Annotated in this window: 18 protein-coding genes; 7 read left to right on the forward strand and 11 right to left on the reverse strand. The window is 63.7% G+C overall.

From position 1 onward, the window contains the following. Positions 1 to 41: 41 nt before the first annotated feature. From QCE73_RS16935 to QCE73_RS16955, 5 genes are all read right to left on the reverse strand, one after another. The gene (locus QCE73_RS16935; RefSeq protein ID WP_309882492.1) at positions 42 to 1,313 is read right to left on the reverse strand and encodes a DUF6596 domain-containing protein; all 1,272 of its coding nucleotides are present in this window, start codon (positions 1,311 to 1,313) and stop codon (positions 42 to 44) included. Next, positions 1,310 to 1,681, reverse strand: coding sequence for a YciI family protein (locus QCE73_RS16940; RefSeq protein ID WP_238289373.1), 372 nt, complete (start codon positions 1,679 to 1,681; stop codon positions 1,310 to 1,312). The genes QCE73_RS16935 and QCE73_RS16940 overlap by 4 nt, the downstream gene beginning before the upstream one ends. 105 nt (positions 1,682 to 1,786) lie before the next feature. Beyond that, complete coding sequence (locus QCE73_RS16945) at positions 1,787 to 3,208, reverse strand: MFS transporter (RefSeq protein WP_309882493.1); 1,422 nt, start codon at positions 3,206 to 3,208, stop codon at positions 1,787 to 1,789. Between the two features lie 64 nt (positions 3,209 to 3,272). Beyond that, on the reverse strand, positions 3,273 to 3,782 hold the full coding sequence (locus QCE73_RS16950) for an NUDIX hydrolase (RefSeq protein ID WP_309882494.1): 510 nt from the start codon (positions 3,780 to 3,782) through the stop codon (positions 3,273 to 3,275). Positions 3,783 to 3,871: 89 nt separating this feature from the next. After that, positions 3,872 to 5,344, reverse strand: a complete 1,473-nt coding sequence (locus QCE73_RS16955; RefSeq protein ID WP_309882495.1) for a mechanosensitive ion channel family protein — start codon at positions 5,342 to 5,344, stop codon at positions 3,872 to 3,874. 281 nt (positions 5,345 to 5,625) lie between these two features. Between QCE73_RS16955 and QCE73_RS16960 the strand changes: the two genes are divergently transcribed. The 4 genes from QCE73_RS16960 to QCE73_RS16975 all read left to right on the forward strand — a co-directional run bounded on the left by QCE73_RS16960 (position 5,626) and on the right by QCE73_RS16975 (position 8,535). Beyond that, a complete protein-coding gene (locus tag QCE73_RS16960) occupies positions 5,626 to 6,726 on the forward strand; it encodes an NAD(P)-dependent alcohol dehydrogenase (RefSeq protein ID WP_309882496.1) in 1,101 nt (366 codons plus the stop codon). A 29-nt stretch (positions 6,727 to 6,755) separates the two neighbouring features. Continuing rightward, entirely contained in the window at positions 6,756 to 7,055 is a 300-nt protein-coding gene (locus QCE73_RS16965) for a GMC family oxidoreductase (protein WP_309883137.1), read from the forward strand. Positions 7,056 to 7,094: 39 nt separating this feature from the next. Next, positions 7,095 to 7,838 (forward strand): hypothetical protein, encoded by a 744-nt coding sequence (locus QCE73_RS16970; RefSeq protein ID WP_309882498.1) that lies wholly within the window; start codon positions 7,095 to 7,097, stop codon positions 7,836 to 7,838. Between the two features lie 172 nt (positions 7,839 to 8,010). Beyond that, positions 8,011 to 8,535 carry a phasin family protein gene (locus tag QCE73_RS16975; protein ID WP_051626689.1) on the forward strand — a complete coding sequence of 175 codons (525 nt, stop codon included), beginning with the start codon at positions 8,011 to 8,013 and terminating at the stop codon, positions 8,533 to 8,535. Between the two features lie 41 nt (positions 8,536 to 8,576). Here the strand turns inward: QCE73_RS16975 and QCE73_RS16980 are convergent, their stop codons facing one another. Genes QCE73_RS16980 through QCE73_RS16990 form a run of 3 tightly spaced genes read right to left on the reverse strand, consistent with a single transcriptional unit; the run spans position 8,577 to position 12,492 of the window. Next, a complete protein-coding gene (locus QCE73_RS16980; protein ID WP_309882499.1) occupies positions 8,577 to 10,634 on the reverse strand; it encodes a PAS domain-containing protein in 2,058 nt (685 codons plus the stop codon). A 6-nt stretch (positions 10,635 to 10,640) separates the two neighbouring features. Then, positions 10,641 to 12,140, reverse strand: coding sequence for an ATPase domain-containing protein (locus QCE73_RS16985; RefSeq protein WP_309882500.1), 1,500 nt, complete (start codon positions 12,138 to 12,140; stop codon positions 10,641 to 10,643). Continuing rightward, on the reverse strand, positions 12,130 to 12,492 hold the full coding sequence (locus tag QCE73_RS16990) for a HigA family addiction module antitoxin (RefSeq protein WP_051626690.1): 363 nt from the start codon (positions 12,490 to 12,492) through the stop codon (positions 12,130 to 12,132). Before QCE73_RS16990 ends, QCE73_RS16985 begins: the two co-directional genes overlap by 11 nt. 188 nt (positions 12,493 to 12,680) lie before the next feature. Here QCE73_RS16990 and QCE73_RS16995 point away from each other — a divergent pair, with 188 nt between their 5' ends. The 3 genes from QCE73_RS16995 to QCE73_RS17005 all read left to right on the forward strand — a co-directional run bounded on the left by QCE73_RS16995 (position 12,681) and on the right by QCE73_RS17005 (position 16,083). Then, the gene (locus tag QCE73_RS16995; RefSeq protein WP_309883138.1) at positions 12,681 to 13,505 is read left to right on the forward strand and encodes a CHAD domain-containing protein; all 825 of its coding nucleotides are present in this window, start codon (positions 12,681 to 12,683) and stop codon (positions 13,503 to 13,505) included. A gap of 240 nt (positions 13,506 to 13,745) precedes the next feature. Beyond that, positions 13,746 to 14,111: an NUDIX hydrolase gene (locus tag QCE73_RS17000; protein WP_035499026.1), complete on the forward strand. Its 366-nt coding sequence runs from the start codon at positions 13,746 to 13,748 to the stop codon at positions 14,109 to 14,111. A gap of 181 nt (positions 14,112 to 14,292) precedes the next feature. Further along, positions 14,293 to 16,083: an acyl-CoA dehydrogenase gene (locus QCE73_RS17005; protein WP_309882502.1), complete on the forward strand. Its 1,791-nt coding sequence runs from the start codon at positions 14,293 to 14,295 to the stop codon at positions 16,081 to 16,083. A 55-nt stretch (positions 16,084 to 16,138) separates the two neighbouring features. On the opposite strand, the gene phaZ is transcribed toward QCE73_RS17005, so the two are convergent. The 3 genes from phaZ to QCE73_RS17020 form a co-directional block, all read right to left on the reverse strand. Then, positions 16,139 to 16,954, reverse strand: coding sequence for a poly(3-hydroxyalkanoate) depolymerase (gene phaZ, locus QCE73_RS17010; RefSeq protein ID WP_309882504.1), 816 nt, complete (start codon positions 16,952 to 16,954; stop codon positions 16,139 to 16,141). 100 nt (positions 16,955 to 17,054) lie between these two features. Then, positions 17,055 to 18,746 (reverse strand): alpha/beta fold hydrolase, encoded by a 1,692-nt coding sequence (locus QCE73_RS17015; protein WP_309882505.1) that lies wholly within the window; start codon positions 18,744 to 18,746, stop codon positions 17,055 to 17,057. A gap of 33 nt (positions 18,747 to 18,779) precedes the next feature. Then, the gene (locus QCE73_RS17020) at positions 18,780 to 19,244 is read right to left on the reverse strand and encodes a MaoC family dehydratase (protein ID WP_035499029.1); all 465 of its coding nucleotides are present in this window, start codon (positions 19,242 to 19,244) and stop codon (positions 18,780 to 18,782) included. Between the last annotated feature and the right edge of the window lie 2 nt (positions 19,245 to 19,246).

A 19,246-nucleotide genomic window follows, 5' to 3' on the forward strand; every position in this document is an offset into this window, starting at 1 on the left:
GAAAGATTGGCGGCCGCAATGATCATTTCCTCATTGCCCGATCATGCCTTTCGATCCGACGACACTTCGCCGCGTCTGCGTTGCAGGAACCGGCGCACGGCCGGATCGCGCTCTAGTCCGATAGCAAGGTCGTAAGCGGCCAGCGCTCCGGCCCACGCGCCGGCACGCGCGAGCAGATCGGCTCGTGCGGCCCAGTACGGCTGATAGTCGGCGAGTCGCGGATCGTCCGCGTACGGCGCGAGCGCATCGAGCGCCGCCTGCGGACCGTCGCGTTCCGCCACCGCGAGCGCGCGGTTCACCGCGACCACCGGCGACGCCGCGATCGCGAACAGCGCATCGTAGAGTTGCACGATCTCATCCCAGTTCGGGCGATGCGTCCGGCAGCGATGCACGTGCGCCGATTGCAGCGCGGCTTCGAGCTGAAAGCGTCCGATTGCGTCGAATGTGTTCGCGCGCCGCAGCAGCGCGTCGGCGGCATCGATCATCGGCGCGTTCCATGCCGCCGGATCCTGCGCCGATAGCGGCACATAGTCGCCGGCCGCATCGCGTCGCGCGTCGCAACGCGACTGCGCATACAGCATCAGCGCGAGCAGACCGAGCGTCTCCGGTTCATCGGGCAACAGTTCGACGAGCAGATGCGCAAGAAAAAGCGCCTCGCCGGTGAGATCGCGCCGCCCGCCATCGCAGCCGGCCGGGTCGGTCCAGCCTTCCGCATACGCCGCGTAGACGGCCTCCAGCACCGCGGCGAGCCGATCGGGCAACTCCTCGCGCTCGGGCACGCTGAACGGAATGCCCGCCTCGCGGATCTTGTGCTTCGCGCGCACGAGGCGCTTGCTCATCGCGGCGGGCGACATCAGGAACGCCGAGGCGATCGTCTTCGCTTCGAGCCCCAGCACCACCTGAAGCATCAGCGGCGTGCGAATCGCGGCTTCGAGCGCCGGATGTGTGCACGCGAACAGCAGCGCAAGCCGTCGATCGGGCAGCGCGCCTCTCTCGTGCTCGTCGATCTCGTCGGCGAGGATGGCGAGCTGGTTCGTCACTTCGTCGCCGACACGGCGATGGCGCGCCCCGTCGATCGCCCGCCGGCGCGCGACCGTCATCAGCCATGCTTCGGGATTCGCGGGGCAACCGCGCTCGGGCCAGTCGGCGAGCGCGGCCGCGAACGCGTCGGCGAGCGCGTCCTCGGCTGCGGCGACATCGCGTGTGCGCATCGCCAGCAGCGCGACGAGCTTGCCGTAACTGCGGCGCGCGACCGCCTCGGCAATCGCGCGTGTGGAAGCGCTGGCGTCAGCGCCGCCCAACGGCTGGCTCATGCGGCGGATGGCGCATCGTAAGGGGCCGTCCACACCGGGCGCACTTCCATCAGGCCGTGCGCGGCGCCGGGACAGCGCGACGCCCACGCAATCGCCGCATCGAGATTGGGCACGTCGATCAGGTAGTAACCGGCGAGCTGCTCCTTGGAATCGGAATACGGTCCGTCGAGCACCTGCGGCTTGCCGTCGATGAGCCGCACCGTCGTGGCCGTGCTCGTGTGCTGCAAACGGTTCGCGCCCGCCAGCACTTCCGCCTTCTTCAACGATTCGGTGTACGCCTGATACGCGGCGACGCCCTGCTGCCGCTCGTCGTCGGTCATCTGATTCCAGCGGTTTTCTTGCGAGTAGATCATCAACAGATATTGCATTTGAGCCTCCGTCACGGGGTTGCGGCGGGCGCATCGAATTTGCGCCGCCATCACGATGACGCGCGAACCGCGTATCGATGGACACGCGGCCGCAAAAAAGAGGAACTATTTCTCGCCCGCTTCCGTACCGGCCGTCGACGTCCGCGCGAACACCCGGAGCGCGTGGCGCGCGCTGAGCGCGAGCAATATGCAGGACAGCGCGTTGAACAGGAACAGCCCTCTCGGCCCGATGAGCGTCATCAGCGCGGAAGCCAGCGTGGGCCCCGTCATGCCTCCGAGGGAAAAAAGCACCAGCAACATCGCGGACACGCCGACACGCAGGTGCGACTCCGTGCGGTCCTGCACGTGCGACACGATAAGCCCGTACTGCGTGAACGTCACAGCGACATACGCCAGTGTCGCGCACCATGTGACGATGCGAAAATCGAAGCAGAACAGGACGACGCTGAGTATCGCCGAGACCGAGGACGTCCATAGAACGAGACGCCGCCGGTCGATGCGGTCCGAGAGCCGCCCCATCGGATACTGAGGCAGCAGTGCGCCTATGAGCGCGACGCCCATGAATGTCGCGAGCTCCTCAGTCGTGAAGCCGGAGCGCTGAAGATAGACGGGCATCAGCGCATAGAAGTTGCTGTAGATGAACCCGGCGAGAATGCAGCCCGGAACGCCGAGCGGCGCGAGCGCCATCATTTCGCGAAGGCTTTCGCCCCAGGTTCGGGCCGGCACGCGGTCGAGATTCGCGTCGTCGACCTTCGCGGGCCAGCCTTCCATCAGCGTGACCGGCAGCACCGCCGCGGCAAAAAGCGCCGCGCTGATCGAGAACTGCTGCGCCCCCGTCCCCGCTCCGACATTCAGCAGAAACTGGCCGCTGCCTACCGCGAGGTAGTTGATGCCCGCGTACAGGCCGAATACCTGGCCGCGCTTCTCGTTCTCGACCGTGCCGTTGAGCCAGCTTTCGACGGAGGTATAAAGCCCCATGAACGCGACGCCCGTAAGCAGGCGCACGCCGCCCAGCATCCAGGGCGATTGCGCCGCGCCGAAAGCGAGCGCGAGAATGGACGCTGCCGCCGAGAACGCGACGAACGTCCGATGCTGACCGATGCGGTCGATAAGACGCCGGTTGACCATTGCGCCCAGGATGAAGCCCGCGTAATAGCTCGACTGGATCAGACCGGTGACGAACGTCGAATAGCCCGACTGGAGAATGCGCAAGGGAATCAGCGTCTGGAACAGGCCATTGCCCGCGACAAGCAACGCGAGGCCGAACAGAAGACCAGCCAGCGCGCGCACCGTGCCTTGCGCGCCGGCGCGCGCTTGGTGGCCGGGGTTGGCCGCCGCCGAATCCGGCCACGGTGGCGTTTTGCGCCCGAGCAGCGCCGCTTCGTTCAGCGGCCCGGTGCGGCCGACCGCCGATGCGTCGTACTCCTCGCCCGCCTCGCTTCCGTGCGGTCCATCCGCGCCGGTTTCGGCCCCGCGCGCAAGATGGTTCGCACTGGCGTTCGCTTTCTCTTGTTCGAGATGTGACATGACACCCTTGGGTTCGTCGAAGCCCCTACATGATGACAGAAGCGCCGGTCGGGCCGTCTTCGCGCTAGGGCGTCGTGACTTTGCGGGAGTCGTCGGCTTTGGCGAAACAATACGCGGCGGCGGCCCCTGTCAGGGCGATGCCGCGCAATTCCTCCGGCGATGCCAGATGCGCGGCGACGATCTCGCGGTTATCGAGCCGCAACTCGGGCAAGGCGTCGAGTCTCAGTTCGAAGAAATGCACGGTATCCCTTCGTCCGTCCCAGATACCGCTGGCGCGGCCCGCAGGGACCAGAGCGTGCGGCGCGAGCCCGATCTCCTCGTCGATTTCGCGCAGCGCCGCCGCATAGGGCGTCTCGCCGGGATCGACACTGCCGCCCGGCAGATTCCACTCCGGGCGATACGACGGCTTCACGAGCAAAAGCGCCCGCCCGACGTAGATCGCGACGAGCGCGCCTTCGTGATGAGGCTGTCGAAGGCTCCACCACGCGCGCGCGAGGGGGAATGCGACCCGCAGCATCACGCGCCAGACAGAATCGACTAGCGTGGCCGGTCGTGCTTGCTCGACGCTAGGCATGAGCGCTCTCCTTCACTTTCATCGTGTTTTCGTGTGGATATCCCGATCACGAATCATACCGATGCAAAGTTCAGACAGGACTTCATGCCTCAGTTGCTCTTCGAGTCGTCGTGCAGCGAATGCAGGTTCCAGACCTTTCCGACGAGCCACTGGAATAACGAGTGGCCTTTCTCCTGCTCGGCGGGCATCGGCGTCGTGAGCTTGCCGAGCTTGTCCTGCCGATACGCCAGCAGCTCGCACATCTGCTTCGCGACCTCGCCGTGGTCCTTGAGAAAGGACGTCATGTCGTCCTTGCCGAGCTTGAAGAGCACCGACGGCGTAAGCGTCGTGATGGCGACCTGCATTGCAAGCCCGGCGAGCAGGCCTGCTTCGCCGAACGCCTCTCCCGGCCCGATGCGAGAAATTTCGCGACTGCTCGTCCCGTCCATGATGGAGACCGAGAGGACGCCCGAGTGCACGATCGAGAGGCTGTCGGGCACCGTATCGGGCGCGAGGACTTGATGATTCGCCTGATATTCGTGGCGGGAAAGGCGTTTGGCCAACCGCGAAACATCCTCGCCGGACAAGCTGTCGAACAGGCTCACGCGCTTCAGCAGCGCCTCTCTTTCGTCGTAAGAAGCGGTGGTCGCCGCCGGCACGCAGAGAACGCGCAACACGACGCACGCGGCCGCGAGATGCCGATAGCAGAGATCGAAGAGTTCGTTGGATACGGCAAGCTTCTTGTTCATGTCGTCGACGAAGGCCACCACCTCGTACTGCACCGAGTTGGTCGTGGTGCGCTTCATCCGCGCGAACGGAGCCGGCGACGCGAGGATGACGTTGCAGCCGGTGAGTGCGCGCTCCAGCGCATCGAGCACGGTCTTCGGCCGCGCCTCGGGTTCGATCTCCAGGATGAGCGACAGCCCGTGGACGTCTCCCGGTTTGCTGTTATTGGTGATCTTCGCCTTCGCCGCGACCGCGTTCGGCACGATGAGCGTGTTTCCCTGACCGGTCAGCAGATGCGTCGCGCGCCAGTTCATCTCGACGACCTTGCCCTCGACATCGTCGATCACCACCCAGTCGCCTACCGCGTACGGCTCCGTCGTGTTGATGACGATGCCCGCGAAGACATCGCTCAGCGTGCTCTGAATGGCGAGGCCCAGCACGATGGCGAGCGCCCCCGAGGTCGCGACGAGTCCGCGCACCGGCAGTTCCAGCACGAAGCCAAGGGCAGCGACGGCCGCGGCGAGGAAGACCACTGCGCCGAACACGTCCGAGAACAGGCGCTGCTTGCGCCATGCCCTGGGCAGCAGCAGGGTATCGAGTGAAAGAGAGAGCAGACGCGCGCCCATCAGCCACCAGATGATTTCCAGAATCTGTCCCAGCCAGTGAAGCTCGACTGCGCCGTAGTCCGGAGCCTGAGTGAAAGGACTCAGGCCCGAGGTGAAAAGAATCCAGCTCAGCGCAAAGAAAAGCGCGAGCCTGATGAACAGCCGCGCGAGGTCATGCGCAGGCAGGCGTCCGCGCCAGACGACGAGGTCCACCGCGACGATAGCGAAGCCCAGAATCAGCGGGTATTTCACGGGCACCCCCAAATCCATGACCTCGAAAGAATACACATCCGCGAGCGGACTTGTGTAGTTGCGGCAGAGCGGCGGGCACGGTTGCGCGTCGTCGCGATTGTGCGACGCACCATGACGATTCGATGACGGCTCGCGCAGCGTGGAGCATGCGTTAGATCAAGGAGCAACGATGCGTTGAAGCGTAGGATGTTGCGGTGGCCACGTCGCGCAGCCCGTGTCTTTCGAACGCAGTACGGATCACTAACGATGTGCCGAAACCACCAAACCGGAAGGAGGAATTCATGACCGCCGTGATGAAAGCCGCTGTCTTCATCGAGCCGGGCCGTATCGAACTCGCCGAAAAGCCCATCCCCGACGTGGGCGCCAACGACGCGCTCGTGCGCATCACCACCACCACGATCTGCGGCACCGACGTGCACATCCTGAAGGGCGAATACCCGGTCGCCACAGGCTTGACCGTCGGCCACGAGCCGGTTGGCGTGATTGAGAAGCTCGGCAGCGCGGTGGTCGGCTACGAGGAAGGCCAGCGCGTCATCGCCGGCGCGATCTGCCCCAACTTCAACTCCTACGCCGCGCAGGATGGCGTCGCCTCGCAGGACGGCAGCTACCTGATCGCGCGCGGCCAGTGCGGCTGTCACGGCTACAAGGCGACGGCCGGCTGGCGTTTCGGCAACATGATCGACGGCACGCAGGCCGAATACGTGCTCGTGCCCGACGCGCAGGCGAACCTTGCACCGATCCCCGACGGCCTGACCGACGAGCAGGTACTCATGTGCCCCGACATCATGTCCACGGGCTTCAAGGGCGCGGAGAACGCCAACATCCGGATAGGCGACACGGTGGCCGTGTTCGCGCAAGGTCCGATCGGGCTGTGCGCGACGGCGGGGGCCCGCCTGCTCGGCGCCACGACGATCATCGCGGTGGACGGCAACGATCATCGGCTCGACATGGCGCGCAAGATGGGCGCCGATGTCACGCTCAACTTCAAGAATTGCGATGTCGTGGACGAAATCCTCAAGCTCACCGGCGGACGCGGCGTGGATTCGTCGATCGAGGCGCTCGGCACGCAGGGCACGTTCGAATCGGCGCTGCGCATTCTCAAGCCGGGCGGCACGCTGTCGAGTCTCGGCGTGTACTCGTCCGATCTGACGATTCCGCTCGGCGCTTTCGCGGCCGGACTCGGGGATCACAAGATCAACACGGCGCTGTGCCCTGGCGGCAAGGAGCGAATGAGGCGTCTGATGAACGTGATTCAGTCCGGGCGCGTCGAACTTGGCGCGCTGGTGACGCATCACTACAAGCTGGACGATATCGTTGCCGCGTACGACCTCTTTGCGAATCAGCGGGACGGCGTGCTCAAGGTGGCGATCAAGCCGTTCTGAACGACGGCTCGCTATGGAACGCGCGCAGTATCGGCCACTCGAAGGCGTTTTCGGCGATGGTCGCGCAAGAGATGACGCCGGGCGCTTCCGTGTCCGACGCGGGCCTCGAATCCGTGATCCTCGGCAATCTCGATGCATACGCGCATCCGACATCCACCGCGCCGATGGGCGACGATGGCGTGGTCTATAGCAATGGCCGCGTTCACGGCATCGAAGGTCTGATGGTCGTCGATGCGTCCATCATGCCCGGCATCCCGAGCGCGCCGACCAATCTGACGACGATGATGATCGCCGAGCACATCGCGGTACGCGTGTTCGCCGCCGCGTGAGGAACGATGAGGACATCGCCGGATCGGTACAATTCGCGGATGAATTCCTCTTCGACAGCATCGACGCGAGACACGCTGACTTCTTTCTTCTGGAGCGGCGACGCCATCCGCAGCCGGCGCGTCAGCGATATCGTTTTATCGGACGTGCTCGACGTGCCCGTGCCCTCTGCAAGCCTGCTCGCGGATTGGCAAAGGGAGACATCGTCGCGACTCGTTCTGGAAGCCGGGGATGTCGAGGAAATGCCGCTGGCGCGGGCTCGCGCGCGCTGGCCGGACTACAGGCAGTGCGTGAAGGCAGTGTCCGACTGGACATCCGCGCTCGGAATGCCCGGCGTGCTTGCCTCGAGTGACGTGGCGCTGATGGCCTGTCGCGGGGCGAGATATCACCATGACGGTGCGCAATATGGCGGTGCGGCCTTTTGCAATCTCTTCCTGACCGAGGACAAAGGTCTGGACGTGCATTTTCCTTCCACTGGCCGCCGGATTCCCCTCGTCCGCGGAACCGCCGTGATATTCGATACGGCCCAGCCTCACGGTGTCATTCAGCGCCACAGCGACAGTTTCAGTGCGTCCGACTTTGCGCCAGACCGGGATTTCGTTCAAATATTTCTGACCTGGGAGCTTCCCATCGAAGACCCCAACGTTGCGCGAGCACTCGAAGTGGCCTTCGACGTCGCCTCTTCGACCGCAACGAAACCGGATGACGAGCAAGTCTGGTTGAACGGCGCACCAGCCGCTGTGTCGCCGGAAACCGGCCGCTGGCACGCGGTCGACGCTAGCTGACATCGACGATAAGCCCATCACTTGCGTGTTTTTTCGTCGCGCGTGCACGCGGCTGTCATATCGCGGTGAGGTAATCGGACTCCATACGAAGGTTAAAAGAGCGATCGGCAGGCGGCTTCCGTTTGCGCATCGTTTTTACCGAAATTCATTCGACTCGTTAAAGGAGTGGTCAATGTTCCAGTATCCCGGTCAATTCGCTTATCAGATTCCGTCGATCGCGCGTGCCAATCTGCAAGTGCTTCTGAACGTCACCGGGCGCTTCGCGAGCGGTCTGCAGGCGCTCACGGAATTGAACGTGCAGACGGTTCGCAAAGTCGTCGAGGAAAGCAACGCGCTCTTGCGCGCGGGCGATGAAGCAGGCGCCGGCGACGTGCTCGGCTGGCAGTCGGTCATGTTTGCGCAGCTTCCCCAGAAGGCCGCTTCATACAGCCACCATGCGCTGTCGATCATCACGTCGACGCAAGACGACATGATCGGCGAGGTGCGCAATCAATACGAACGCAACGGCATCAAGCTCGGCGACATGGCGAAAGCCGCAACCGACGATGTCAGAACGGCCGCGGAATCGTCGGGCGAACTCATCGCGAATCTGGCCGACACCGCCAGCGACGCCGCACGCGACACGAGCGCGACCGTTCTGGATGCGAGCGGCGAAATCGCGAAGACTACGCGCGCGTCCGCCAAACGCTCGGTCTGATACGAGTTGACGCCTGAGGCCGCACGCGTGGCCTCGGGCCGTCAATGCCTGGGTGCGACCGCCTTGGCGATCTCCATCAAAAGCTGACTCTGCTGATACGGCTTGCGCAGTCTCGGCAGATTCGCTTCCGCGCCTTCCGGCAATTCTGCATAGCCTGTCGCCAGAATGACGGGCAGCATGGGCCTGAGCGTGCGCGCGGCGGTGGCCAGTTCGAGGCCGGTCATTCTCGGCATTGAAAAATCAGTGAGCAGGACATCGACTTCGCGGCCGCTTCGCAAAATCTCGAGCGCGGCTTCACCGGAGTTCGCTTCGATGACCTCTTGTCCGAGATCCTGCAAAAGATACGAAGTGCTGGACGCGATGAGCGGGTCGTCATCGACCACCAGAATGGTCGCGCGTACCGGCGGCGTTTCGGTGGAAATGTTGTCCGCTGGTCTGATCGGCATCTCCGCTTCGGTCACTGCGCTCTCGGAAACCGGAAGCCAAAGCGATGCACACGTGCCTTGTCCCACCATGCTTTCGAGACGCAGCGCCCCTTGTAACTGCCGCGCGAGACCGTGAATCATCGAGAGGCCAAGCCCCGTGCCCTTGCCCACTTCCTTGGTCGTGAAGAACGGTTCCGTGGCTTTCGCGAGCGTCGCGGCGTCCATGCCTGTGCCGGTGTCGCTCACCGTGACCCGGACATAATCGCCCTCGGTCAGTTCACCATCGCCCGATGAATGGGCGAGCGCCACGCTGATGACGATCACGCCGCCATCGGGCATCGCGTCGCGCGCATTGACGACGAGGTTCAGGATCGCGAGTTCGACCTGATTTACATCGACGAGCGTGAACGGAATTTCGTCCGCGGTATTGATCGTCAATTCGATCATCGAACTGATCGAGCGTTCGAGCAGGTCCGACATGCCGTGCACCAGCGCCGGCATCCTGACGGGTTCGACCTTGAGAACCTGCTGTCGTGCGAACGCGAGCAATCGCTGGGTGAGCGCCGCGCCGCGTTGCGCGCCCTTGAGCGCACCTTCCACCAGACGTCCCGCCTTCTCGCCCGGCGGCACCTCCTTTCGCACGAGCTCCAGGTTCGCCATGATCGCCATCAGGAGATTGTTGAAGTCGTGAGCGATGCCGCCCGTCAACTGGCCGATCATTTCGAGCTTCTGAATTTGCCGAAGCAGATCTTCCGTGTGTTCACGCTGCCGGATTTCATCGAGGACGGCCTGGTGCGCGTGTTCCAGTTGCGCCGTGCGCTCCAGCACCTTTCCTTCGAGTGACTCGTTCAAGCGCCGCAACTGATCCTCGGCGGACTTTCGCGGCGTGATATCCGACGATACACCGACGAGTTGCGTGATCCGTCCGAGCTCGTCGCGCACGACGCGCGCCCGGATATCGACCCAATGCACGGTGCCGTTCGGCCAGACATTGCGATATTCGATGGCATAGTCGCAGCCCGTTTCGATGCTGCGCATGACGGCCGCCTGCATGCGCTCCCGATCTTCCGGATGAACGCTCGCGCGCAGTTCCTCGTACGTGAAACTGTCGTTCTCTCCGCGCCCGAAGATCGCCTTGCAGGTCGCGGATGCCGTCAGTGTCGGCGTAGCGAGGTCAAGGGTCCATGAGCCGAGTTGCCCGGCGGTCAGCGCGGTGCGCAAACGCGCTTCGCCTTCGTGCAGTTCGCGAATCCGGGCCCGCGCATCGAACTGGCGATGCCGCCCGCGCACCGCTGTCTCGACCACGCTCACGAAGGTCGTCGGATGAAACGGCCGTTCGATGAACGTGACATTGCCGAGCGCTTGCGTGAGCCGCTCGGCCATCGGCCTGCGGTCGGCTCCGCCGCTGCGCCGCGTCAGGACGACGAACGGAAAGTCCGACCAGGGCGGCTGGGACGACACCCATCTGGAGAGCGCGGCAAGATCGACGCCGTTCAGCGCTTCGTCCGCGACGATCGCACAACAGACTTCGTCCGCCAGCTTCGAACCCAGTTGCGGCACGTCCGCGCAAGCCGCCGCGTCGATTCCGGCCGCCGCCAGGAGTGTCTGCGCGACGGCGAAGTCGCGCCCCGAAGGCGTGAGAAGGAGCACCGGACATCGATCGAATTCGAACATGCGCCCTTAGCCTGCCTTCGGATTAAGCAATGGCGCCGAGTTCCCGACGAACGTGGGCACACCGCGCAGCACCCCCTGAAAGTCTTCGAGAGGCGCGCCCAGCACCAGCCCTGTCTTGCCGATGCGAAACTCGCGTATCGATTCTTCGTGCGCGCCCGTGCGCTTCTTGATGACCGAAACGGCGCGCCGTACCCGGCCGAGCGCCTCGAAGTAGCGCAGCAGGATGACTGTATCGGCGAGATAGGTCACATCGACCGGCGCTTTCATGTCGCCGACGAGACCGTGCTGCGCGACCGTCAGAAACGTATTCGCGCCCTGCCGGTTCAGATACTGCAGCAACTCGTGGACATGGAGCACGAGCGCGTTCTCTTCGGGCATGGCGGCCTGATAGCCGTTGAGGCTATCGACGACGACCGTTTTCGCGTGCGCGGTATCGACGCTCGCTCGCACCCGATGCGCGAACTCGCCCGGCGACAACTCCGCGGCATCGACCTGTTCGATATGCAGACTGCCGGCGTCTCGCATCGCTTCGAGGTCGATGCCCATGACCCGGACCCGGTCGAACAGCAGTCCGAGTTCTTCGTCGAACACGAAGAGCGCGGCCTTCTCGCCTCGCCTCACGGCAGCCGCAATGAACTGCAGCGCGAAGAGGCTCTTGCCGGTGCCTGCCGGTCCGAGAATCAGGGTGCTCGATCCTTGCTCGACACCGCCGCCGAGCAATGCATCCAGTTCGGTCACATCGCTCGTCATCTGGGTACGCGCGAAGCTCGTGCGATGTTCGCCCGCGACGAGCCGCGGAAATACCGACACGCCGCCCCGCCTGATCGCGAAGTCGTGATAGCCGCCGCGAAACTGCGGCCCGCGATATTTGAGCACTTTCAGACGACGCCGCTCCGCCCCGTACTGCGGCGACAATTCCTCCAGCTTGATGACGCCATGCGCCACGCTATGAACCGTCTTGTCGGCTGCTTCCGAAGTCAGATCGTCGAGCAGCAGCACGGTAGCGTCGCGCCCCGCGAAGTAATGCTTAAACGCGAGAATCTGCCGGCGGTAACGCAAGGAGCTTTGCGCAAGCAAGCGGATTTCGGAGAGGCTGTCGATCACGACGCGCTTCGGCCTGACCCGCTCGAATTCGCCGAGTATCAGCCGCGTCGTCTCACCGAGTTCGAGATCCGAGGAATAGAGCAGCGTTTGCTGCTGATCCGGATCGAGCAGATTTTCAGAGGGACTCACTTCGAAGATACTGATGTCGTCGCCGAGGCGCCAGCCGTGTGACAAAGCGCCATTGCGCAGCTCCGATGCCGTTTCGGAGAGCGTGATGTAGAGACATGGCTCGCCCGCTTCCGCACCGTCCATCAGAAAGCTGAGTGCGATGGTTGTCTTGCCGGTGCCGGGACTGCCTTCCAGCAGGAACACGTTCCCTCTGCTCAGACCGCCGACAAGGATGTCGTCGAGTCCGGATACGCCCGTTCGGGCATATTGCGGCGGTGCGATATTAGCGTTCATCGGTTGCTCCGAGCTGCTTCATCGCCAGGCGAGAAAGCCGATATCTTGGAATGTGCGGCAGTGCGTCCGCGAGCGATGCGCGAGCGTCGCGCAGATCATGGGTGCATTGCAATTGAAGCCAGAACAAGGCCGAGATTCCGCAGAGCGCCTCCAGCCGCACGGCCATCTCGGGGGTGAGACTCGCGCTGGCGTCGAAGATCCGGTGCAGCGTCTGACGAGACACGCCCAAGTCCCGCGCCGCCTGGCTCACGGAGAGACCAAGACGCGGCAGCACGAAGTCCTTGAGAAGAACGCCAGGGTGGCGAATCTCGCGGGGTTGTTCAGCAATATGGGAAATCGCTGCAACGGTCATGTCGGGTGTAACCTCCTGCGTGACACCCTGCGGAGCATATCACGAGGCTCGGGGCCGACAGCGCGAGCGTGCTTTTCCGTGCGGTTCCGATTCGATGGAGCCGCTCCACGAAGAACTGCGCGGTGTCGGGGGCACGCATTTTGCCTCAGGGACAGGATCACTGAAAATGCGGAGACACTGCCGTGACCATGGACGATACCCGCCGCGCCGTGGAGCGCGAATCAGTAGCCGAAGCGAACTTCGCCACCTACGCCGATCCGCTGGTGCACGAGGCCATCGAGGAAGCGTCAGCGCTCAAAGAGACAGCCGACGCCGAGAAACTGCACAAGCTGCGCGTCGCCTTGCGCCGGCTGCGCACGCTGCTGTGGGCGTACCGCCCCATCCTCGACGAGCAGTTCGACAACGAGCAGCGCGCCGTTTTGAAATTTCTCGCGAGCGCGGCGGGGAACACGCGCGACTGGGACATCCTGATCAGTCTCGTCGGAAAAAAGAGCGACGAAGAACTGTTGAGCGCATTCAAACAAAACAGAGCGCAAACCGCGGACCAAAGTCGCGAGACGCTTCTGAACTCGGATTTGACGAAGCTGCTGCGCGCAGCAATCAGCGAAGCGAACCGTGAGTTGAACACCTCCCCGGCGCGTACGCCCTTGACCAAATTCGCGCGTAAGCGCGTATCCACGGCGCAGAAGCGGCTCAAGAAGCGGATGCGGCACGCGTCGAAAGCGGGCCGCTCGGATTACGACTCGTATCACGACGTCCGCAAGGCCGGGAAAAAGGTCCGCTATCTCATCGAATTCTTCGAACCGCTCTTGCAGAAAAGTCAGCGCAAGGGGCTGAAGGATCTGAAGCGGATACAGAAGCGCTTCGGCGGCTTGAACGACGTCGTCGCCAGCCGCGCGCTACTGACGGCGCATCGAGCCTCATTGCCTGAAGGAACGAGCGCCGACGCAGCGCTTCGGTTGCTCAAGAAGGAACAGAAGCGGCGCCTGAAGGCGGCGTCCAGGCTGCTGTAGGACGGGTATCGCCCTGACACGATCGACGAAAGGATTTCGATGACGCTTTTATGTCACACAGTCAAATTCAAATTGGTCGCTGGTTAATTTATCGTTGGCGAATAGGGCTGCTTTTGTAATAGCATTGGCGCACGCTGCGCGTGTCAAGGTTCAGGCTTCGGTTCTCTCGATCGACGCCGGGCTGCGCGCAGCCGGAGACTTCCAGCAATCGACACCAGAATAAAACGCGGAGTTCAAGTCTTGAAGAAACGCGCCACCGTCATCTGTCGAAAAGGCAAACGAATCCTGCTCGTCGCGAGAGAGTCAAAATGGGCTCTGCCGGGTGGCATGCTCAAACGTGGCGAGCATCTGTCCGACGCGGCGCTTCGTGAGCTCAAGGAAGAAACGCAGCTCTCCGGCAAGTCGGCGAAATATCTCTTCGACTTCAAAAGCAAGCAGAAACATCATCACGTCTTCTATTGCGATATCCCGAGCCGGGCGAAGCCGCGTCCGAACAATGAAATCTCCAAATGCCGCTGGGTGCAGCTCGAAGAACTTCGACGGCTCATGACCAGCGCGCCGACCGGCGATATCGTGAAGCTGGCCAGTCAAAAGAGAAAGAAGTAACCCTCCCGCCGCGAGAGGTGCGCGCCGGAACATCCCCGTTCTAAGATCAGCCCAGCGCACTTCCCAACACATCAGGCATCGATCAGCGATCGCTCGCGGCGCTCACGCCGATCTCGAGTCGTTTCCGCGCATCCGCCTCGACTCCTTCTGACGGTCGAATCGATGCCACCGGAGAAACACATTGAGCTATACCGCCCCATTGAAGGACATGTTGTTCGTGATCGACGAACTCGCCGACGTCGCGAGCGTTGCCGCGCTGCCGGGCTTCGAAGACGCCACGCTCGAAACCGCGCAGGCCGTGCTCGACGAAGCCGCGAAGTTCAACGGCGAAGTGCTTGCGCCGCTCAACGCCGAAGGCGACAAACATCCGAGCGAATGGCATGACGGCAAGGTCACGACGACGCCCGGCTTCAAGGAAGCATTCCGGCAATACGGGGAAGGCGGCTGGCAGGGCGTCGTGCATCCGGCCGATTTCGGTGGACAGGGGCTGCCGAAGCTCATCGCGACGCCGTGCATCGAAATGCTGAACGCCGCGAACATGTCGTTTGCGCTCTGCCCGCTCCTGACCGACGGCGCGATCGAAGCGCTGCTCACCGCAGGCTCCGACGAACTGAAGCAGCGCTACCTGCCGAAGCTCATCTCGGGCGAATGGACTGGCACGATGAACCTCACGGAGCCGCAGGCAGGCTCCGATCTGGCGCTGGTGCGCACCCGCGCCGAGCCGCAAGGCGACGGCACCTACAAGGTCTTCGGCACCAAGATCTTCATCACGTACGGCGAGCACGACATGGCGGAGAACATCGTCCACCTCGTGCTTGCGCGCACGCCGGGCGCGCCCGAAGGCGTCAAGGGCATCTCGCTCTTTCTCGTGCCGAAATTCCTCGTTGACGAAGACGGCTCGCTCGGCGCGCGCAACGACGTGCATTGCGTGTCGATCGAACACAAGCTCGGCATCAAGGCGAGCCCGACGGCCGTGCTGCAATATGGCGATCATGGCGGCGCGACCGGCTATCTGATCGGCGAGGAAAATCGCGGCGTCGAATACATGTTCATCATGATGAACGCGGCGCGCTTCGCGGTGGGCGTGCAGGGCATCGCGGTGTCCGATCGCGCGTACCAGCAGGCCGCCGCGTATGCGAAGGATCGTGTGCAGAGCCGTCCCGTCGATGGTTCCGCGAAACAGTCCGTCGCCATCATCGGGCACCCCGACGTGCGCCGCATGCTCTCGACGATGCGCGCCCTCACCGAAGGCGCCCGCGCGCTGGCCTATGTCGCGGCTGCGCACTCCGACTTCGCGCATCACGCCGCCGACGCCGACACGCGTGCGTTTCATTCCGCGATCTACGAATACCTCGTGCCGATCGTGAAGGGCTGGAGCACGGAAATGTCGATCGACGTCACGAGCCTCGGCGTGCAGGTGCATGGCGGCATGGGTTTCATCGAAGAAACCGGCGCGGCGCAGCATCTTCGCGACGCGCGCATCCTGACGATCTACGAAGGCACCACCGCGATTCAGGCCAACGACCTGATCGGTCGCAAGACGGTCCGCGACGGCGGCGCGGCGGCCCGCGCGATCCTCGCGCAGATCGACGAGACGCTCGCCGCGCTCGAACAGCACGACGGCGCGGCGTTCGACGCGATGCATCGGCGGCTCTCGGCCGGACGCGCCGCGCTTGCGAGCACCGTCGATTTCGTGCTGCGCCAAGCGAAAGACGATCCCAATGCCGTGTTCGCGGGCGGCGTGGCTTATCTGAAGCTCGCGGGCATCGTGCTGTCGGGCTGGCAGATGGCGCGCGCGCTGATCGTGGCGAATGCCCGGCGCACCGACGATCCCGCGTTTTACGGCGCAAAGATCGCGACGGCGCATTTCTTCGCCGATCACGTGCTGCCGCAGGCCGTCGCGCTGGAAGCGTCGATCGTGAGCGCCAAGGGTGATCAGGGCATGTTCGCGCTCGCCGAAGACCAGTTCTGAGCGAGCGGCGGGGATCGGGCGGTGCGCTTTGCCGCCCGATCCTCGCCCTTGATGACTACCCCGCCAGCAGAAAGTCTCGCACCAACGGACCCACCACACTCGTCTGCGTGATGAGAAAGAGATGGCCGTCCTCGATGACGTGCAGCGTCGCCTGACGAATGCGGCTGGCGATGATCTTCGCGTTGACGAGCGGGACGATCGGATCGTCGTCGCCATGCATGACGAGGGTCCGCTGACGCAGGGAGCCGAGCCAGAGCAGGCTGCTCCATCCACATGTGGCGAGTAGCTGATACACGTACCCGCGTCCGCCCGGCGCCTGAATGTGGCGGCCGTGTTCCTCCAGAAGTTCGGGATCGCGCCGGTATGCGCCGCCATAGATCTCCGCGCCGACTTCGCGCAGATAATCCGGATCGCGATAACGCCGCGAGCCGATCAGCCTCGAGAGCACGGAAAGCCGTCCGGGCACCATGATGACGCCCGGCGACGTGGCGGCCAGCACCAGCCTCCGGCAGCGGTACGGATACAGATACGCGAATTGCTGCGCGAGCGCGCCGCCCCACGATACCCCGAGCACATCCACTTGCCCGTCATAGCCGAGATGCGAGAGCAGCTTGTCGGTGAGCACCGCCAGCGTGGAAAAGCGATACGGCACGAGCGGCGCGGGAGAGCCTCCCACGCCCGGAATATCGAAAATCACGACTTCCACGTCGCCGAGTGCATCGACGAACGGCTGTACCAGTTCGAGATTGGCGCCGATGCCATTGAAGATCACAAGCGGCGGCGAAGCATCGCTGCCCCGCCAGATGCCGACGCGAAGCAGTTGACCGTCCATCGTGACGGTCTGAATGTCCATCGTGCGCACAGTTTTCATCGTTCTTTTCCATGTGGATATAAACGGAACGCCGCGCGGGCGCGCGGCGTTTTTTTTCGATGCGCTTGTCGGCTGTCGACTGCGTGTCTGGAACCGCTGATCAAGCCTCCAGAACATAGGTTCCCGGTGCGTCGGCGAGCCGCTTGTGCCGTCTGTTGCCGAGCGACTTCGGCGCCGCGCGCAGTTCGCCGGAACGCCCGGCGAGCCACTCGCGCCAGTCGCTCCACCACGACCCCGCTTCGGGCTTCGCGCCGGCGAGCCATGCGTCGGCGTCTGCGGGCAATTCATCGTTGCGGAAGAACTTCGCCTTCGGATTGCCCGGCGGATTGATCAGGCTCTGGATATGGCCGCTGGAACTCAGCACGTAGCGCGTTTTTCCGCCGAATGCGCGCGCGGTGTTGTAGACGCCTTTCCACGGCGTGATGTGATCGGTCATGCCCGCCATGACGTAGGTGTCGCAAGTGACCGCGGACAGATCGACCGGCGTGCCGAGGACCTTCAGCGCCCGCGGCGTGCTCAGCAGATTGCCCGTGAAGATATCGAGCAACTGGCCGTGCAGCTTCGCGGGCAGACGCGTCGCGTCGTTGTTCCAATACAGAACGTCGAACGCGGGCGGCGCTTCGCCGAGCAGATAGTTGTTGATCCAGAAGTTCCACACCAGATCGTTGGGTCGCATCCACGCGAACACGCGGCCCATTTCCTCGCCGGCCAGCACGCCCTTGGCCTTGCTGTTGCGCTTGGCGATCTCGACGGTCTCGGGCGTGGTGAAAAGCCCGAGTTGCGACGGCGAGGTGCTGTCCAGCACCGCCACCATCAGCGTGGCCGCATTGACCGACTTGTCGCCGCGGCTGGCCAGATGGCCGAGCAGCGCCGAGATCGTCATCGCGCCGGAGCACGCGCCGTGCAGGTTCACGTCCGGGTTGCCGGTGATGTCGCGCACCGCCTGAATCGCTTCGATGAGCGCGGCGACATACGTGTCGATGTCCCAGTCGCGATGTTCCTCGCCCGGATTGCGCCAGCTCACGGCGAATACCTGAAACTCGCTCTTCACCAGATACTCGACGATGCTCTTGTTCGCCGACAGATCGAAGACGTAGTACTTGTTGATCTGCGGCGGCACGATCAGTTGCGCACGCGCGTAGACGTTCGGCGTCGCCGGCGTGTACTGAATGAGTTCGAGCACTTCGTTGCGAAACACGACCGCGCCCGGGGTCGTGGCGAGATTGCCGCCGACCCGAAACGCGCGCTTGTCGACCTGGGACGGCATGCCCTTGTTGCCGAGCGTATCGGCGAGCATGTTTCTCATGCCCGCGACGACGCTCGCGCCGCCCGACTCCACCGCCTTGCGAAGCGCCACGGGATTGCCCGCCAGCGTGTTGGTCGGCGCGAGCGCGTCGGTCACGAGCGACATCACGAATTGCGCGCGCTCCTTGTTCCGGTCGTCCAGCGCAGAACGCTCGACGAATCCCGCAAGCGCATCGCGCCAGGCCAGATAGCCCTGCAACGTCGTGCGATACAGCGGCTGATCGCGCCATGCCGGATCGGCGAAACGTTTGTCGCTCCGTTCCGGCGTGGACGTTTCCTTGCCGCTCACCGCCGACGTCAGATCGCGCGCGAGCGCCGCGGTCTGGTCCAGCAGCAGCGCGGGATGCAGCATCGCCTGCGTGCCGATCTGCCGGGCGGCGGCGAGCATGTCGATGGCGCGCAGCCCGACGAACGGGTTGGGCCCGAGCATGCCGTCGGTTGCGCCAGCCGTGATGTCGTCGTTGCCGCTGTTCATGTTTGCTGCCATCTCGATCTCCGAACTTTCATCCTTGCTCACCCGTCACGCCAGAATCATCACGAGCGTCTGGGCGATCAGCGCGGGCTTTTCCTCGCCTTCCACCTGCAACGCGTTGTCCGCCCTGACGATGATCCGCCCGCCGCCCTTCCTTTCGACATCCGTCAGCATCACGCGGCTTCTGACGCGGGAGCCGGATCGGACCGGCGCCATGAAGCGCACCTTGTCGAGCCCGTAGTTCAGGGCCGCCGACGCATCCGCCGGGATGATGCCCACTTCGATCGCGAGCGTCGCCAGCAGCGAGAGCGTCAGGTAGCCGTGCGCGATCGTGCCGCCGAACGGACCCTCGCGCTTCGCGCGTTCCTCGTTCATGTGTATCCACTGCGTATCGCCGGTGCAATGCGCGAATGCGTCGATGCGTGCCTGGTCGACGACGACCCATTCCGACACACCCAGTTCACGGCCGACGAACTCATCGATCGTCGCCATGCTGTATCCAGTCTTGCTCATGC

Source organism: Caballeronia sp. LZ029 (assembly GCF_031451275.1).
Taxonomy (GTDB): Bacteria; Pseudomonadota; Gammaproteobacteria; order Burkholderiales; family Burkholderiaceae; genus Caballeronia; species Caballeronia jiangsuensis.

Excerpts from the sequence above, each read along its gene's own strand:
- QCE73_RS16940 (WP_238289373.1), bottom strand. The coding sequence starts at position 1,681 with ATGCAATATCTGTTGATGATCTACTCGCAAGAAAACCGCTGGAATCAG.
- QCE73_RS16980 (WP_309882499.1), bottom strand. The coding sequence starts at position 10,634 with ATGTTCGAATTCGATCGATGTCCGGTGCTCCTTCTCACGCCTTCGGGG.
- QCE73_RS16990 (WP_051626690.1), bottom strand. The coding sequence starts at position 12,492 with ATGACCGTTGCAGCGATTTCCCATATTGCTGAACAACCCCGCGAGATT.
- QCE73_RS16935 (WP_309882492.1), bottom strand. The coding sequence starts at position 1,313 with ATGAGCCAGCCGTTGGGCGGCGCTGACGCCAGCGCTTCCACACGCGCG.
- QCE73_RS16950 (WP_309882494.1), bottom strand. The coding sequence starts at position 3,782 with ATGCCTAGCGTCGAGCAAGCACGACCGGCCACGCTAGTCGATTCTGTC.
- QCE73_RS16960 (WP_309882496.1), top strand. The coding sequence starts at position 5,626 with ATGACCGCCGTGATGAAAGCCGCTGTCTTCATCGAGCCGGGCCGTATC.
- QCE73_RS17015 (WP_309882505.1), bottom strand. The coding sequence starts at position 18,746 with ATGGCAGCAAACATGAACAGCGGCAACGACGACATCACGGCTGGCGCA.
- QCE73_RS16975 (WP_051626689.1), top strand. The coding sequence starts at position 8,011 with ATGTTCCAGTATCCCGGTCAATTCGCTTATCAGATTCCGTCGATCGCG.
- QCE73_RS16995 (WP_309883138.1), top strand. The coding sequence starts at position 12,681 with ATGGACGATACCCGCCGCGCCGTGGAGCGCGAATCAGTAGCCGAAGCG.
- QCE73_RS16970 (WP_309882498.1), top strand. The coding sequence starts at position 7,095 with ATGAATTCCTCTTCGACAGCATCGACGCGAGACACGCTGACTTCTTTC.
- QCE73_RS16985 (WP_309882500.1), bottom strand. The coding sequence starts at position 12,140 with ATGAACGCTAATATCGCACCGCCGCAATATGCCCGAACGGGCGTATCC.
- QCE73_RS16945 (WP_309882493.1), bottom strand. The coding sequence starts at position 3,208 with ATGTCACATCTCGAACAAGAGAAAGCGAACGCCAGTGCGAACCATCTT.
- phaZ (WP_309882504.1), bottom strand. The coding sequence starts at position 16,954 with ATGAAAACTGTGCGCACGATGGACATTCAGACCGTCACGATGGACGGT.
- QCE73_RS17020 (WP_035499029.1), bottom strand. The coding sequence starts at position 19,244 with ATGAGCAAGACTGGATACAGCATGGCGACGATCGATGAGTTCGTCGGC.